This window comes from Mesorhizobium sp. P2_D1, assembly GCF_056404455.1.
Window position 1 is genome coordinate 1 of sequence record NZ_JBFUDZ010000050.1, and the last position, 15,691, is coordinate 15,691.

Annotated in this window: 13 protein-coding genes; 4 read left to right on the plus strand and 9 right to left on the minus strand. The window is 64.0% G+C overall.

Annotated features, from left to right (window positions below; genetic code table 11):
* The 3 genes from AC1D0I_RS26305 to AC1D0I_RS26315 form a co-directional block, all read right to left on the minus strand.
* On the minus strand, window positions 1–686 hold a 686-nt coding region (locus AC1D0I_RS26305; RefSeq protein ID WP_477398769.1), incomplete at its 3' end, for a type I glutamate--ammonia ligase.
* A gap of 88 nt (window positions 687–774) precedes the next feature.
* A complete protein-coding gene (locus AC1D0I_RS26310) occupies window positions 775–2,331 on the minus strand; it encodes an amino acid permease (RefSeq protein WP_184876729.1) in 1,557 nt (518 codons plus the stop codon).
* A gap of 20 nt (window positions 2,332–2,351) precedes the next feature.
* A complete protein-coding gene (locus AC1D0I_RS26315; protein ID WP_457150363.1) occupies window positions 2,352–3,170 on the minus strand; it encodes an N-formylglutamate amidohydrolase in 819 nt (272 codons plus the stop codon).
* Between the two features lie 237 nt (window positions 3,171–3,407).
* On the opposite strand from AC1D0I_RS26315, the gene AC1D0I_RS26320 reads away from it, so the two are divergent.
* The 3 genes from AC1D0I_RS26320 (at window position 3,408) to AC1D0I_RS26330 (ending at window position 8,788) form a co-directional block, all read left to right on the plus strand.
* Window positions 3,408–4,235 (plus strand): MurR/RpiR family transcriptional regulator, encoded by an 828-nt coding sequence (locus AC1D0I_RS26320; RefSeq protein WP_457150364.1) that lies wholly within the window; start codon window positions 3,408–3,410, stop codon window positions 4,233–4,235.
* Window positions 4,236–4,496: 261 nt separating this feature from the next.
* Window positions 4,497–5,660, plus strand: a complete 1,164-nt coding sequence (locus AC1D0I_RS26325; protein WP_477398771.1) for an efflux RND transporter periplasmic adaptor subunit — start codon at window positions 4,497–4,499, stop codon at window positions 5,658–5,660.
* On the plus strand, window positions 5,657–8,788 hold the full coding sequence (locus AC1D0I_RS26330; protein WP_477398773.1) for an efflux RND transporter permease subunit: 3,132 nt from the start codon (window positions 5,657–5,659) through the stop codon (window positions 8,786–8,788). Before AC1D0I_RS26325 ends, AC1D0I_RS26330 begins: the two co-directional genes overlap by 4 nt.
* Before the next feature lie 49 nt (window positions 8,789–8,837).
* Here AC1D0I_RS26330 and AC1D0I_RS26335 read toward each other — a convergent pair whose 3' ends face one another.
* From AC1D0I_RS26335 to AC1D0I_RS26360, 6 genes are all read right to left on the minus strand, one after another.
* Window positions 8,838–9,248 carry a GtrA family protein gene (locus AC1D0I_RS26335; protein WP_095084614.1) on the minus strand — a complete coding sequence of 137 codons (411 nt, stop codon included), beginning with the start codon at window positions 9,246–9,248 and terminating at the stop codon, window positions 8,838–8,840.
* Entirely contained in the window at window positions 9,245–10,057 is an 813-nt protein-coding gene (locus AC1D0I_RS26340; protein WP_477398775.1) for a ChbG/HpnK family deacetylase, read from the minus strand. The genes AC1D0I_RS26335 and AC1D0I_RS26340 overlap by 4 nt, the downstream gene beginning before the upstream one ends.
* The gene (locus AC1D0I_RS26345; RefSeq protein WP_457150368.1) at window positions 10,054–11,043 is read right to left on the minus strand and encodes a glycosyltransferase family 2 protein; all 990 of its coding nucleotides are present in this window, start codon (window positions 11,041–11,043) and stop codon (window positions 10,054–10,056) included. The genes AC1D0I_RS26340 and AC1D0I_RS26345 overlap by 4 nt, the downstream gene beginning before the upstream one ends.
* Window positions 11,036–12,199: a glycosyltransferase 87 family protein gene (locus AC1D0I_RS26350; RefSeq protein ID WP_477398777.1), complete on the minus strand. Its 1,164-nt coding sequence runs from the start codon at window positions 12,197–12,199 to the stop codon at window positions 11,036–11,038. The genes AC1D0I_RS26345 and AC1D0I_RS26350 overlap by 8 nt, the downstream gene beginning before the upstream one ends.
* Before the next feature lie 206 nt (window positions 12,200–12,405).
* Window positions 12,406–13,443: a zinc-binding dehydrogenase gene (locus AC1D0I_RS26355; protein WP_477398779.1), complete on the minus strand. Its 1,038-nt coding sequence runs from the start codon at window positions 13,441–13,443 to the stop codon at window positions 12,406–12,408.
* A 54-nt stretch (window positions 13,444–13,497) separates the two neighbouring features.
* Complete coding sequence (locus AC1D0I_RS26360; RefSeq protein WP_477398781.1) at window positions 13,498–14,739, minus strand: acyl-CoA dehydrogenase family protein; 1,242 nt, start codon at window positions 14,737–14,739, stop codon at window positions 13,498–13,500.
* Between the two features lie 132 nt (window positions 14,740–14,871).
* Between AC1D0I_RS26360 and AC1D0I_RS26365 the strand changes: the two genes are divergently transcribed.
* Window positions 14,872–15,687, plus strand: coding sequence for an SDR family oxidoreductase (locus AC1D0I_RS26365; protein ID WP_477398783.1), 816 nt, complete (start codon window positions 14,872–14,874; stop codon window positions 15,685–15,687).
* Window positions 15,688–15,691 lie beyond the last annotated feature (4 nt).

Below are 15,691 nucleotides of genomic sequence, written 5' to 3' on the forward strand. Positions count from 1 at the left end.
ACGTGGCGGTCCGCCATGTCGAGCGCTTCGGCATAGCGCACATTGATCTCTTCCTGGCCTGGGCCCCACTCGCCCTTGGAATTCTCGATCGGGATGCCGGCCGCTTCCATCTCGTTGCGAAGCCGGCGCATGACGCCTTCTTCCTTGGTGGTGATGCCGATCTGGTAGTCGCCGATGTAAGGCGAGGCGGTATCGAGCCCCTGCCAGTGTTTCTTGCGGGCGGAATCGTAGGTCTCGTTGAACAGATAGAATTCGAGCTCGGAAGCAAAATAGCCGATATAGCCGCGCTCCGTCAGCCGCTTGACCTGCTTCTTCAGGATGGCGCGTGGCGAATGTGGCAGGTCGTCATGCGTGTGGTGGTCGAGCACGTCGCAGATCACCAGCGCCGTCTTTTCCAGCCACGGAATGCGCCGCAGCGTCGCCAGATCCGGCTTCATGACGAAATCGCCATAGCCCTTCGACCAGCTCGCCGCCTTGTAGCCGGGCACCGGCTCCATATCGATGTCGGCGGCCAGGAGATAGTTGCAGCCGTGCGTCTCGTCATGCGCGGAATCGACGAAATACTGCGCCAGGAACCGCTTTCCCGCCAGCCGCCCCTGCATGTCGACGATGCAGGCGAGCACCGTGTCGATCTCGCCGCTGGAGACCGCTTTCTTCAACTGATCGAACGAGAAATTTCCGGCCATTCCTTTGGCACTCCAGCGCTTGAGCTTTTGAACGGGTTAAACAAAACCATGGCCGGCGCGATGCCGGCCATGGCCAGGATGGTTGATGTCAGTGACCAGTTTCGCCGACGGCCTGTTCCGCCGCCTTGATGGCTGCCTGACGCGCCGCGATGATGTCGCCGAGCGGCGGACCCTGGAAGCGGTTCCGTTCGAAGGCGAACCAGACGATCGCCGTCAAGATGAAGAAGCCGACGGTGATGTAGAGCGCCCAATCGTTTGGCGGCTGGATGCCGATGACGAAGATCAGGATCATCGACACGATCGACAGGAACGCGAACAGCATGAACACGCCGCGCCCCATGTTCCACGGACCCATCTTGTCCCACTTCGGCGTGCCCCAGGCCAGCATGCCGAGCACGATCGGCACTGTGAAGGACAGGAACAGGAAGATGACGGTGCAGGACACGACGATGGTGTAGGCCGAGGTCCCGGCGACCGAGACCAGCGTCGAACCCCAGACGAACAGCACCGACAGGATCGACGCCGTCCAGATCGCCGCCACCGGCGTGCGATAGGTCGGGCTGACCTTGGCGAGTGCCGATGAGCCCGGCAGGCCGCCGTCACGCGAGAAGGCGAAGATCATACGCGAGGCAGAGGTCACGGTTGCGAGGCCGCACAGAAGCTGCGCGACGAACACGACGAGGTACACGAACTCCTTGATGCCGGGGCTGACGCGCTGGTCGAAGGCCCAGAAGAACACGTTCCAGCCCTGCTTGGCGGCGTCATCCATGTTCGGGATCATCAGCACGAAGGCGGCCAGGAACAAGTAGCCGAAGACGGCCGACCAGATCACCGACATGACCATGGCGCGCGGCACCGAGGAGGCTGCCTTGATGGTTTCCTCGGAGGTGTGCGCGGAAGCATCGTAGCCGGTGATCGTATAGATCGGCAGCAAGAGGCCAAGTGCGAACACCCAGGCATTCGAAACCGACGGCCAGACGCTGGCGCCGGCATCGCCGGAGTAGTTGTGGAAGGTGAACAGCCGGCTGAAATCCCAGGTCTCGGCGGAGAGAAGGCAAACGACCGCGATCAGGATCGAACCGAAGAAGATCAAATAACCCGAGAAGTCGGTCAGCTTCGCCGTCAGCTTGATGCCGAGATGATTGATCAGTGCCTGGGCGCCGGTGATGATGACCAGGAAGATCATCTGGTTGGTCAGCGTGCCCTCGATGCCGAGCGCCGGTCCGAAGGCACCGACGAAGAACGTCCAGGTGCCGACATTGATGGCGCCGAGCACGGTGATCAGGCCGAGCAGGTTGAGCCAGGCCGTGACCCAGCCGGTGCCGCGGTTGCCAAGGATCGAACCCCAGTGATAGAGGCCGCCGGCAGTCGGATAGGCTGAGCTGATCTGCGACATGGCGACCGCGAAGGTCAGTGAAACGAAGCAGCCGACCAGCCAGCCGATGCCGATGCCGATGCCGCCGGCGCCGGACGTTGCCTGGGCCAGCGAATTGATGCCGCCCGAAAGGATGCAGATGATCGAGAAGGAAACGGCGAAATTCGAAAAGCGGCTGAGGCGCCGCTCCAGTTCCTGGGCGTAACCCATGCTGTGGAGGGCCTTTACGTCCTCCGCCTTGTCAACTTCAGTGTAACCCGGTGCTGCCATTGGAAGTCCCCTGTTGGTTCTTAGCTGGCCGATTGAACTGACTTTCCGACTGAATGCGATCTGGTGTATCCGGCCTCCTGTGGCTCCAGATCCGAAAAAATGCCCGTGAGCAGATCCGCCCATTTCCGCTGCCCGGTCTCGCCGGCGATTTCGTCGTTGCGGATCTCGATCATCGCGCACGGCAGGCCGCGCGAACGTGCGTGGCGCTCCAGCGTGAAATAGACGCGGTCGGCCGGCGAATAGGGCTCGTTGACGCCGACGGTGACGCCGGCAAGCCGCTTCAGCGCCCCAATCAAAGGCGACGCCAGCCGGCGGTCCTCGTCGTGAATGATGCCGATATGCCAGGGCCGGTTGCGGCCCTTGTAGATCGGCGTGAAGGAATGCACGGACACCAGGCGGGTTTCCTGCCCGCGCGCCAGCCTGCCGTCGACAATCTCCTCGATGGCGGCATGAAACGGTTGCCACGACAGCGCGACGCGGGCCGCGCGCTGCTTGTCCGACAGGCCGGCATTGCCGGGTATCGTCGTGGTCTCGCTGACCGGCGGCACCAGATCGGGCGCATCCAGCGGACGGTTGCAGTCGATGACGAGCCGCGAAATGCGGGTTTCGACCAGCGTCGCGTCGAGCGCCTCGGCCATGCGGCGGGCAACAGGCAACGCGCCGGGATCCCAGGCGATGTGACGGGACAGGTCCTCGGCGGCAAGGCCGAGCGTGCCGAATTCGGCCGGCAGGAAATTCGAGGCATGATCGCAGGTCAGCACGAAAGGGCTTGATCCGCCGGGGTTGGTCACCCTCACGGTATCAGACGATGCAAGGCTGGCGGGCCGTGCTTGCTCCATAGTCTGCCGTCCCCGGGGAGCGCTGTATCGTATGTTACGTATTTTGTCTCATTGCGTCCCTATGGATGATTTCATACAGTTTACCCGGTTTTGTCAAATGCGATTTCGGAAAAGACAGTGGACAGGGCCGAAGCATTTTGCAGCCAGGTGGAATCACCTGACGTCGCAAAAATGCGGCCAAGACAAACAGACGGAGCCGGATGGGTTTAGCCATTCCGCTCCGGGGGCGGGGGAAAGATGATTTCCAGCATTGCCGAACTGATCGCCGACCGCGTTGGCACGATGCCGGCCAGTGAAAGGCGCGCGGCCCAGACCCTGATCGCCAGCTATCCGATGATCGGCCTCAAGACGGTTGCCGAATTCTCGGCCGCGGCTGGCGTCTCGTCGCCGACGATCCTGCGCTTCGTTGCCCGGCTCGGCTTCCAGAATTACCCCGAATTCCAGTCGAGCCTGCAGGACGAACTGGCGGCGCAGCTGCAATCGCCGGCCATAAGGACGCTCAACCCGCCCTCGCCCGGCGGCGGCACCGCGTCACCGATGCTGGAAGCGACGCTCGACAATATGCGCGAGACGTTCAGGCACCTGTCCGACAAGCAGCTTGCCGACATCGCCGCCCGCCTTGCCGACCGACGCGGCAAGACCTTCCTGATCGGCGGTCGCTTCACCGATCCGCTGGCGCGTTACATGGCCGCCCACCTCGCCATCATCCAGCCCGAGGTCTTTCACCTCGCCGGCCAGGAAAGCATGTGGCGCGACCGGCTGATCGACATGGGCAAGCGCGACGTGCTGGTGATCTTCGACATCAGGCGCTACCAGGACAGCCTCCTCCGCTTCGCCGAAAAGGCACACCAGCGCGGCGTTCAGATCGTGCTGTTCACAGACCAGTGGCTGTCGCCGATCGCCCGCTTTGCCCGCCACGTCATTGCCGGACGAACCGCGGTGCCGTCGGCATGGGACTCTTCGGCAGCCCTCTTCGTCGTCGCCGAAACACTGATCGGAGCCGTCACAAGGCAACTGGAAGCAGAAGGCGCCAAGCGCATCCGCGAGATGGAAGGTCTGCGTTAGACCGTCAACGTTACACAGATTTAATGTGCGCTGACACTGGCGAGTTGTCATAAAGGCGCGATATCGGGGCGTCTTCTTGCCTTAGAATAGCCTCGCTGCGTCTGCTTCCTTTCGGGAAACCGCCAATGCATGTCGCTCAAAAGTGGCCCCGGTTTTGAGATAACGACATGCATAAACAAAAGACCTAAAGCGCGTCACATGAATCCGTTTCGACGCGACGCGCTTTAGACGGAAGGATTGTTTTGCCTAACCGGAGTGCCGATGGCCGCCTGGAAACAGATACTTTTCGCGCTTGTGGTGCTGGTCGTGGCTTCAGCCGCCTGGCTGCGCTTTTTTCCGGGCGCACCCGAGGTGCTGGCACGCTGGGGGATAGACTGGGTATATGCGGCAACGCCCCCAGCTGAAACCGGTGCCGCCAGCACGAAGCAGGCGAACGGCGGCAATGGCGGCAACCGGCGGGTGAACGTGGTCGCCCTGGCCGCCACTACGGCGACCATCAACGACCGCCTTCAGGCGATCGGCACTGGCCGTGCCAATGCCTCGGTGACCGTCAATCCATACAGTTCCGGCCGCCTTGCCGAACTGCTGGTCGAATCCGGCAGCCATGTCGACAAGGGACAGATCATTGCCACCCTCGATTCCGAGACCGAGGTGATCGCGCAGGATCGTGCCAAGCTCGTCTTACAGGACTCGCAGAACAAGCTCGACCGGGTGAAATCGCTGCGGGCTTCCAACGCAGCGACACCGGTCGCCGTCGCCGATGCCGAAGTGGTGCTGGCGGTCGCCAAACTGGTACTTCGCGATGCCGAACTTGCCCTGCAGCGCCGTTCCATCATCGCACCGATCGCCGGAACCGTCGGCATCCTGCCGATCGCCGCCGGCAATTATGTGACCAACCAGTCGGCGATCGCCACGCTCGACGACCGCTCCAGTATCCTTGTCGATTTCCTCGTGCCCGAACGCTTCGCCGCCGCCGTCAAGGTCGGCGCGCAATTGACGGCGACGCCGATCGCCAATCCCAGCAAAGCCTACACCGGCACGGTTTCGGCCATCGACAACCACATCGATGAAAAGAGCCGCACTTTGCTGGTCAAGGCCAAGATCGCCAACCCGGCCGATTCGCTGCGCGCCGGCATGTCGTTCGGCGTCACTATGAAGTTCGCCGGCGAGACCTATCCGGCCGTCAGCCCGCTGGCGATTCTCTGGGGATCGGACGGCGCCTATGTCTGGCAGGTCGAGGACAGCAAGGCCAGGCGGGTCCCGGTGCGCATCATTCAACGCAACACCGAGACCGTGCTGATCGACGCGGAGATCGACAGCGGCGACATGGTGGTGACCGAAGGCACCCAGAGCGTCAGCGARGGCGGYGCGGTGCACACCGCCGGCGAAGAGCAGCGCGCCGCGGACGCTGCTCAAGGCTCATGACCAGCCCCGTCAACGCCGCAAGCGACACCGGCTTTACCGCCCTGTTCATCCGCAGGCCGGTGATGGCCTTCGTGCTGAACACACTGATCGCAGTTGCCGGCCTGGCTGCCTTCTATGGCGTCGAGATCCGCGAACTGCCTGACGTCGACCGCGCGGTCGTCACGGTCTCGACCGCCTTCGCAGGCGCTGCGGCCGAAACCGTCGACCGTGAACTGACCGACACCATCGAGGGCGCTGTCGCCCGCGTCTCCGGCGTCAAGTCGATCTCGTCGTCTTCCTCCTTCGGTTCGAGCCGCGTCACCATCGAGTTCAACGACGGCGTCGACCTCAATGTCGCCGCCTCGGACGTGCGCGATGCCGTCGGCCGTGTCGCCAACCTGATGCCGGACACGGCCGATCCACCGCGCATCGTCAAGGCCGACGCCAATTCCGACCCGGTGATGCGACTGGCGGTAACTTCGGACAACATGTCGATCCAGGACATGACGGTGGTGGTCCAGGACCAGATCGAGGACGAACTGGCCGCCGTGCCCGGCGTTGCCGACGTCCAGATCTATGGCTATCGGGACAAGATTTTCCGGATCGACGTCGACCAGAACAAGCTCGCCAGCCTCGGCTTCACCGTCGCCGACCTCAGGACGGCGCTTGCCTCAGTCGCTTTCGATTCCCCGGCCGGTTCGATCACCACGACAGACCAGGACCTGATCGTCCGCACGACAGCGGACGTGACCACGCCCGAGGAATTCGAAAACATCATCATCGGCGGCACGACGCGCATCCGCGACGTCGCCACCGTCACGCTGGGCCCCGATGTCGGCCAGACCACGCTGCGTTCGGACGGCAAGACCGGCATCGGCATCGGCATCATCCGCCAAGCGGAATCGAACACGCTGGACATCTCGACCGGCGTTCAGGCCGCCGTCGCCAAGTTGCAGGAGAACCTGCCCAAGGGCATGTCGATCAAGATCACCAGCGACGACGCGGTTTTCGTCAACGGCGCGGTGCACGAGGTCGAGATCGCACTCGGCCTGTCCGTGACCATGGTGCTGATCGTCATCTATGTGTTTCTGCTTGACTGGCGCGCAACGCTGATCCCGGGACTGTCGATGCCTGTTGCCATGATCGGCACCATCGCCGCCATCTATCTGGCCGGCTTCTCGGTCAACATCCTGACCCTGCTCGCTTTGGTGCTTGCGACGGGACTGGTCGTCGACGACGCCATTGTCGTGCTCGAAAACATCGTGCGACGACGCAATGAAGGCATGGGCCCGCGCGCCGCAGCCGTGCTTGGCGCTCAGGAAGTGTTCTTCGCCGTCATTGCCACGACGCTGACGCTTGTCGCCGTCTTCGTGCCGATCTCGTTCCTGCCGGGCCAGACCGGCGGCCTGTTCCGCGAATTCGGCTTCGTGCTCGCCATGTCGGTGCTTTTGTCCTGCGTGGTGGCGCTGACGCTGTGCCCAATGCTCGCCTCGCGCATGCTGTCCAGCGCATCGCTCCACCATGAAGGCGGCCACGGCATCGGCGCCCGCATCGGCGGCGCGCTGAATTCAGCCTACAAGCGCGCCCTGCACGCTTGCCTCGACGCGCCATGGATCGTGCTTCTGGTCGCGGTGCTGTTTGCCGGCACCGCCTTCGCGCTGTTCGGCACCATCCGCCAGGAACTGACGCCGACCGAGGACCGCGCCGCCGTGCTGTTGCGCATCAGCGCCCCGCAAGGTGTCAGCCTCGACTACACGACGCAGCAGATGCAGAAGATCGAGAGGCTGATCCAGCCGATGCGCGAGTCCGGCGAGATCCGCAGCACGTTCGAGAACGCCGGCCAGAACGGCTCCTACAACTCAGGCTTCATGGTGATGACGCTGGCGCCATGGAACGAGCGCAGCCGCAGCCAGCAAGAGATCATGGCCGAGATCAGCCAGCTGACCAGGCAAGTGCCGAGCGTGCGCATTTTCCCGGTGCAGCCCAACAGCCTCGGCATTCGCGGTGCCGGCAACGGCCTGCAGTTCGCGCTGGTCGGTAATAACCGCAAGGCGCTCGGCGACGCGGCGGTCAAGATCATCGCCGAGATGCAGAAGGACCCACGCTTCCAGACGCCGCGCCTGTCCATCGACCCGACGCAGCCGCAACTGGCCGTGGCCATCGACCGTGAGCGCGCCTCCGACCTCGGTATCGACATCACCGGGATGGCCAACACCTTGCAGGCCATGCTCGACGGCAACGATGTCGTCGACGTCTACATCGCCGATCGCAGCTACGGCGTGAAGCTGGTCTCGACCACCAACCCGATCAACGACCCGACCGACCTGGAGAACATCTTCCTGAAGACATCAGACGGCCGCTTCGTGCCGATGTCGACCATTGCCACGCTGACCGAGCGTGCGGTGCCGCCGTCACTATCGCGCGAGCAGCAGCAGCCGTCGGTGGCCATCACCTCCAACCTCAACGGCGACTTCGCGCTCGGCGATGCGCTGACCCGCGCCGAGGAAATCGCCACACCGTTGCTACCGGCGGGCAGCCGCATCCTGCCGCTGGCCGAGGCGGCAACGCTGGGCGAGACCAACAGCGGCATGGTGACCATCTTCGGCTTCGCGCTCGTCATCATCCTGCTGGTGCTGGCCGCCCAGTTCGAAAGCTTCGTCAGCGCCGTCATCATCATGGCGACGGTGCCGCTCGGACTAGCTTGTGCCATCTTCGCGCTGCTGTTCTCGGGCACCAGCCTCAACGCCTACAGCCAGATTGGCCTAGTGCTGCTGGTCGGCGTCATGGCCAAGAACGGCATCCTGATCGTCGAATTCGCCAACCAGCTGCGCGATCGCGGGCTTGGCGTGCGCGAAGCGATCGAGCAGGCCTCGATCATCCGCGTGCGGCCGGTGATGATGACGATGATCTGCACCGTGCTCGGTGGCCTGCCGCTGGTGCTGGCGAGCGGCGCCGGTGCCGAGGCGCGCGTGGCGCTCGGCTGGGTCATCGTCGGCGGACTGGGCCTTGCAACCGTCTCGACGCTGTTCCTGACGCCGGTCGCCTATCTCTTGCTGGGTCGCTTCGTCACGCCGAAGACCCATGAGGAAGCGCGGCTGAAGCGCGAGCTCGAGGAAGCCGCCTATAGCAAGGTTGAGCCGGCCGAATAGAGAAGTCCAAGAAAGTGTGTCGCGGTTCCCGCCCGTGTATAGGCAGTGCCTATCTCAAGAACCGGCCTTCGATCGACCAGCGCGCGGCGAGGAAATTCAGCACCGCCGCCACCACGACGCCGCCGATCTTTGCCGGCCAAACTCCGACGGTAGCGGCAAACAGCGCGATCGAAAGGCTGGAGACACCGAGCGAAATCAGTGCCCCGAGCGAGGCGAAACGAAGGAAGGCGTCACGCAGCCGGATGGCTTGATTGCGCTCGAACGCCCAGAAGCCGTTCGCCACGAACGAAAAGCTGACGGCGATGAACCAGGCAACGATGTTGGCGGGCACCGGCGGCATCTGCAGCTTGAGCAGCAGGTAGAAGCTGGCAAGGTCGATGGCCGTGTTGGCAAGTCCGACGATGGCAAAGCGGACGATCTTGTTGCCGGTCGAACGCCGGGGCTGGTCGGCGCCGCTCATCCCTTGCCGTCCATGATTGCGACACCGGCGCGGGCCAGGCTGGCGCCGAAATCGTCCGATGCCAGGACCGCGAATTCGACCTCGCGCACGCTTTGCATCGGGTCACGCGCGCGCAACGTCTCGTCGACATGGCCGGGGTGGCACATGAACAGCCCCCGTTCCGGCAATGCCTCGACGGCGGCCTGCAGCACGGATGCGAACTTTTCGGGCCGCCGCCAGTCATAGATGCCGGCGAGCGGTTCGAAGACGGTGAAGCCGGCATGCAGCATGGACTGGTTGAACCCGGCGGCGAGCGCTGCGATCGCGGCGACTTTCGGCGCCGTGCCGGCCAGTGCCGGCGCGCCGCGCAGCGCCGGCCTGTCGGCTTCGTCGTGCAGACGCGCGCGCAGCCATGTGCGCACGACGGGAAGAAAATGCACATGCTGATGCCCGTCGACGAAATCGGGGCGGCGCCCGAGTGCTTCGACGAAGCGGCTGTACTGGGCGTCGAGTTCGGCATGCACATCGAGGTCGTCGATGCGGCCGCGCAGAACAGGCAATGCCAGCGAGCGGAGTGGTGGCAGCCGGCCTTCCGGCGCCAGGCTCGACCGGCCGGTGACGGCTGGCTGGTCGGTCAAGGTAAGATGCAGCCCGACCGCGACACGGCCACACAGGGGCTTTATGCGCTCAGCCTCCTGCGCCCATTGCGCAAAGCCGGTCATGCAGCTGGTACCGGTCAGGCGCCCACGATCGAGCAGGTCGAGGATCGCGGCGGAAACGCCTGGCGCCAGGCCGTAGTCGTCGGCGATCAGGCGGATGCGCCGCTTCATGCCTCGCGAGCGCCCGGTGCCAACCTGTCGGGAGCGACGTCGCTGCGTACGACATCGCGCACGATATAGACCGGCCGATCCTTGCTTTCGCTGAGCGTGACCCAGACATATTCGCCAATCAGCCCGAGAAGGGTCAGGTTGAGGCCGCCGAGCAGGACGACGGCGACCAGCAGGCTGGGATAGCCGGGAACGGCAATGCCGTAGAAGATCACCTCGAAGAACACCTTGGCGCCGTAGACCGCGCCGGCAAATGCGGCAAGCAGCCCGCTGAGGCTGATCAAGCGCAGCGGAATGACGGAAAAGGAGGTGAAACCTTCCAACGAGAAGGCGATCAGGTTGAGCCGGCTCCATTTCGACGTGCCGCTGGCGCGGTTCTCCGGCGAATAGGGCAACGCCTTCTGGCGGAAGCCGGCCCAGGCAAACAGGCCCTTGTTGAAGCGTCGTTTGTCACGCAGGCTGGTCAGCGCACGCGCCACGGCACCGCGCATGACGCGAAAGTCGCCGGCATTTTCGGGAATGTCGAAACGCTGGCTGCTGTTGATCAGGCTGTAGAAAAGCCGCGCCAGCTGACTGCGTCGCCAACTGGCCTCACGCCTGTCGTTCTGCGCGTAGACGACATCGATGTCGGGATGCTCCACCAGCTCGGCGATCATCTTCAGGCTGATGTCCATCGAATGCTGGAGGTCGGCGTCCATGATCAGCACCATGTCCCCGCGCGACTGGTCGAGGCCGGCGAGCACGGCGACTTCCTTGCCGAAATTGCGGCTGAGGCGGACGATCTCCCATGACCCCGTCAGCACCTGCGAAAACCGTTTGGCGCCATCGTCGCGGCTGCCGTCGTCGACCAGGATCTTGTGCACGTCCATGCCGAAGCGCTCTGCCACCGCTGCCTCCAGCGCGGCAAGCAACTCGGCGAAGGCCAATGCCGACGGCGCCTCGTTGAGGAACGGCGCGACGATATCGAGTACCGGCCGCGACTCAGCCATTTGCGACCCCCGCATTCACCACCTTTTCTCCCGCCTTGGCCCAGAACCACCAGATCAGGGAACAGGCGATGAAGGCAATCGCGATCGGCCGGAACCAGGGGTAGAGGAAAGCATGCACATGTTGCTCGACGCCGGTCAGCCCGGTCGCGAACAGTGCCGTCGACAGCACCGAGGCGAAGACGCCGCCTCGTTCCTCGCGCCACAGCAGGGCGACGGCGAGCCCGGCGGGCACGGCGATCATCGCATAGGTGTTGGGCTCGACGCGCGGATTGAAGACGCACATGTAGAACGTGGCTGTCAGGAAGATCGCCAGCCCGGCGGTCCCCCGCTCGAGCTTGCGATCGAACCAGAGCACGGTCGAGAGCGTCAACAGGCCGACCACGAAGCGCACCGCCGTGGCGCCGGATTCCGCGACAGGCATCCCCGCCGCCGCAAAAGGCGCGGTGAAATCGGAGGCAACAAAGCGGCTGGTCTTGTCGACCGCCATCGAGGTCAGCATGCGGGCGAAATCAAGATACTGGCCGTTCAGATAACTGGCTGGCGCGAAAGCATAAGGTATGGCGAGCACGAACAGCACCGCCAGCACCAGCACCGGGATCAGCCGGGGGCGCAGCCCTCCTGCCAACAGCAGCATGATGATCGCGGTCGGCTTGGCGATGACGGCCAGCGAAGCCCAGAAGAAGGTCTCGGCGCGCCGACCTTCAAGCGCCGAAAGCGTAAGGAGCCAGCAGGCGCCGGTCAGCAGTATTGTCGATTGTCCGTTGCGGATCGCGCCGAGCGCCAGCGGCAGAGCGAGGAAGAGGCCGAATGAAAGCAGCCAGGTCAGTTGCTGACCGCCGAGCTTGCGAACCTGCCGCATTGCGGCAAAGGTCAGCACCGCGAAGCCGAGGGCATGCCACACCAGGCCGCCCAGATGCGGGCCTAGCTTCAACAGCGGAACATAGAGCGCGGCAAAAGCCGGCGCGTAGAGATACCCCATCTGGGAGCCAAGATTGTAGAGCGGCCGGCCGGCCAGAAATTCCTCGCTGCCAAATCTGTAGGCCCCCAGCACCGAATGCGTGTCGGGCGACCACAGGACCATGACAAGAACGATTAGGAACGCTCCGATCCACATGCTAAGTCCCAAACGGTCGAAAACCGGCTTGGCAATCGTCATCAAGTCACTCCACACCGCCCTGGAACAAGCCCTTGCCGGCGCCGTCAGGCATTCGATGGCGGCGGCATATCACGGACAAAGCGGCGCGGCATAGAGGGCTGAAAGAGCGGATGGCCGCCCGACGGCGCCAGCGGCAGCCGGACACCAGCATTTTTGGCATCGAGAGCGTCTGGAGGCTTCGTATTCGAGCTTCGGGCACCTTCATGCTAAGGCCTGATGAACACCTTGCCGTTGGGCTTGGCCAGTTCCGTCGGCACCCGCGCCATTGCCTCGGCGAGCGGCACCACTGCCGTCACATCGGTCGACCAGCGCCCATCGGAGAACCGTTTCTGCGCTTCCAGGATCGCTGGGCCGCGGCGGTCGCGAAACTGGCGCATCCATTCGCTCAGCCAGAAACCCTCTATGTGCTTGTGCTGGAAGATCAGTTGGCCGGGTTCACGGATGATCGTGGCTTCGGGATCGAGCCGCCCGTAGATGATCCAGCGCGAGCGCTTCGGCATGACGTCGAAAATGGCGGAGGCCAGCGGCCCGGTCACCGCGTCGAGGAAGATGCGCGGCTGTTCGGCCTTCATCACCTCGCGTAGCGCCGTCTTGAAATCCGGCGCCTTTTCGTTGAGGACGTACGCCGCGCCAAGCTCCTTCAGAGGCGCGATCTGATCGTCGCGGCGCACCGTGACGATGGGTCGAAAACCCGCTTCCCTGGCCAGGCCGATGATCAGCTTGCAGAGCTGGCTGGCGCCGGCGGTCATGACAAAGGCCTTTTCGCCCTCCTCTTTGACGATGTCGAACATGGCGAGCGCGGTGAGCGGGTTGACGATCATCGCCGCGCCATCCTCGTCGCCGACGATGTCGAGCAGCGGGATGCAGACCACCGCTTCCGCCACCGCATATTCGGCCCATGAGCCCCAGTTGGTGACGCCTGTGGCGAAAGCGACGCGCTTGCCGACGAGGCTCTTGGGATAGGGCTCATCGCCACTGGCGACGACGGTGCCGACACCCTCGAAACCGGCCGGCTGACCCTTCGCGCGCGGCTGGCCGTACTGGCCCTTGATGAACATGACATCGGACGGATTGATCGAGGCGAGACTGACCTTGATCAGCACCTGCGTCGGCCCCGGCATCGGAACCGCGATGCTGCCCGGTTCGAGATAAGGCTCCATCGCCTCCAGCACGCTGCCGGAAGGTGTCCTTGTGTAGCCGTCGCCGACAAGCAGCAGCGCCTTCATTTCGGAGGGGACGGTCATCGGAACACTCCTTGCTTGGACCTGCCGGCGTCGCCGGGTGACGAATGCCGGCGCTCAGACCTTTTCCTGCGTGTATTTCTTCAGTTCGGTCCGCGCCACCTGGCGGCGATGCACGGCATCAGGCCCATCGGCAAGGCGCAATGTCCGCAGATGCGTCCATGAGCGCGCCAGCGGCGTGTCCTGGCTGATGCCTTGCGCGCCGAACATCTGCACCGCCTCGTCGGTGACTTTGAGCGCGACGCGCGGCGCGATCACCTTGATCTGGCTGATCCAGGGTGCTGCGGCGCGCGCATCGCCCTGGTCGATCATCCATGCCGCCTTCAGGCAGAGCAGCCGCGCCATCTCGATCTCCATGCGGCATTCGGCGATGATGTCGAAATTGGCGCCGAGTTTTGCCAAGGGCTGGCCGAAGGCCTCGCGGTGCACGGAACGCTGGCAAAGCATCTCCAGCGCCATCTCGGCCTGGCCGATGGCGCGCATGCAGTGGTGGATTCGGCCGGGGCCGAGCCGCCCCTGCGCGATCTCGAACCCCCTGCCCTCGCCAAGGATCAGGTTCGATGCGGGCACCCGCACATTGTCGAAGCGAAGATGCATGTGGCCGTGCGGCGCATCATCGTCGCCATAGACCTGCATGGCCCGGACCTTGGTCACGCCCTTTGCGTCGGAAGGCACCAGGATCATCGAATGCCGCCTGTGTTTCGGCTCTTCGTCGGCACCGGTCCTAACCATGACGATGTAGATGGCGCAGCGCGGATCGCCGGCGCCGGAAGCCCACCATTTCTCGCCGTTGAGCACATAGTCGCCGCCCTGGCGCTCACAGCGCATCGCAATGTTGGTGGCGTCGGACGAGGCGACATCCGGCTCGGTCATCAGGTAGGCCGAGCGGATCTTGCCGTCTAGCAGCGGCTCGAGCCACGCCTTCTTGTGGTCGGCCGATCCATACCGTTCCAGCACCTCCATGTTGCCGGTGTCGGGCGCCGAGCAGTTGAAGGTCTCGGCGCCGAGATGCGCCTTGCCCATCTCCTCGGCAAGATAGGCGTATTCGACGGTGGACAGGCCGTAGCCGCGCTCCGAGCCGGTCAGCCAGAAGTTCCACAGGCCGCGCTCCCGTGCGGTCTTCTTCAGCCCTTCGAGGATTTCACTCTGGCGCGCGCTATGGACCCAGCGGTCGCCTTGCTTGCCCACTTCGCCGAGGAATTCCTTGTCGAGCGGCATGATCTCGTCGCGCACCATGGCCGCGACGCGCGCGTGGATCGGCTTCAGCCGCTCGGTCATGCCGAGATTCATCTCCGTCATCGCTAACCCTTCATGCAGGCCAGGCATTTTACCCGTGGCAAGGATGACCGTACTTCGGATAGCCTTGTCAACGCGAACTGTTTTGCCTGCACACCGAGGCCCGCATACCAAGGCAGGGCGCGGAGGATTGTGATGAGCTATCTGGACGAGCTGTTTTCGGTGGCCGGCAAGACCGCGCTGGTGACGGGAGCGGCGACCGGCATCGGCCGCATGGCGGCAACCGCGCTGGTGAATGCAGGCGCGAGCGTCATGATCGCCTCGCGCAAGGGCGAGGATTGCATCAAGGTCGCCGGTGAACTGAACGGGCTTGGCGCACCTGGCCGGGCCGAAGGCTTCGCCGGCGATGTCTCCAGCGAAGCCGGCATTGCCGCACTCGTCGCCGAGGTCAAGGCGCGGACCGACCACCTGAACATCCTGGTCAACAATGCCGGTGTATCCTGGGGCGCGCCGCTGGAGAGCTTTCCCTATTCCGCCTGGGCGAAGGTGCTCGGTGTCAATGTCACCGCGGTCTTCCATCTGACTCGCGAATTGCTGCCGCTACTCGATGCCGCCGCCAGCGATGCCGATCCGGCCCGGGTGATCAATCTTGGTTCGGTGATGGGCACGCAGCCGCTGGCCGACGATGCCTATTCCTACACCGCGTCGAAGGCCGCGGTTCATCATCTGACGCGCACCCTCGCGCTCGAGTTCGCCGCCCGCCGCATCACCGTCAACGCCTTCGCCCCCGGCCCCTTCCAGAGCCGCATGACGGCTTTTGCCACCGGCACCCAGGAACAGGCCGCACATGTCGGCAACCATGTTCCGATCGGCCGTATCGGCGCACCGGATGACATTGCCGGCGCAACACTCTATTTGTGCAGCCGTGCAGGCAGCTATGTTACCGGCGCCATCCTGCCGATCGACGGCGGACAGTCGGTGCAGCATGGGCTGACCTTGTTCAAGGAATAACATT

What these genes read in the sequence shown, in the direction of transcription:
- AC1D0I_RS26310 (WP_184876729.1), bottom strand. Translation starts at nt 2,331, where the DNA reads ATGGCAGCACCGGGTTACACTGAAGTTGACAAGGCGGAGGACGTAAAG.
- AC1D0I_RS26315 (WP_457150363.1), bottom strand. Translation starts at nt 3,170, where the DNA reads ATGGAGCAAGCACGGCCCGCCAGCCTTGCATCGTCTGATACCGTGAGG.
- AC1D0I_RS26320 (WP_457150364.1), top strand. Translation starts at nt 3,408, where the DNA reads ATGATTTCCAGCATTGCCGAACTGATCGCCGACCGCGTTGGCACGATG.
- AC1D0I_RS26330 (WP_477398773.1), top strand. Translation starts at nt 5,657, where the DNA reads ATGACCAGCCCCGTCAACGCCGCAAGCGACACCGGCTTTACCGCCCTG.
- AC1D0I_RS26335 (WP_095084614.1), bottom strand. Translation starts at nt 9,248, where the DNA reads ATGAGCGGCGCCGACCAGCCCCGGCGTTCGACCGGCAACAAGATCGTC.
- AC1D0I_RS26340 (WP_477398775.1), bottom strand. Translation starts at nt 10,057, where the DNA reads ATGAAGCGGCGCATCCGCCTGATCGCCGACGACTACGGCCTGGCGCCA.
- AC1D0I_RS26345 (WP_457150368.1), bottom strand. Translation starts at nt 11,043, where the DNA reads ATGGCTGAGTCGCGGCCGGTACTCGATATCGTCGCGCCGTTCCTCAAC.
- AC1D0I_RS26350 (WP_477398777.1), bottom strand. Translation starts at nt 12,199, where the DNA reads ATGACGATTGCCAAGCCGGTTTTCGACCGTTTGGGACTTAGCATGTGG.
- AC1D0I_RS26355 (WP_477398779.1), bottom strand. Translation starts at nt 13,443, where the DNA reads ATGACCGTCCCCTCCGAAATGAAGGCGCTGCTGCTTGTCGGCGACGGC.
- AC1D0I_RS26360 (WP_477398781.1), bottom strand. Translation starts at nt 14,739, where the DNA reads ATGACGGAGATGAATCTCGGCATGACCGAGCGGCTGAAGCCGATCCAC.
- AC1D0I_RS26365 (WP_477398783.1), top strand. Translation starts at nt 14,872, where the DNA reads ATGAGCTATCTGGACGAGCTGTTTTCGGTGGCCGGCAAGACCGCGCTG.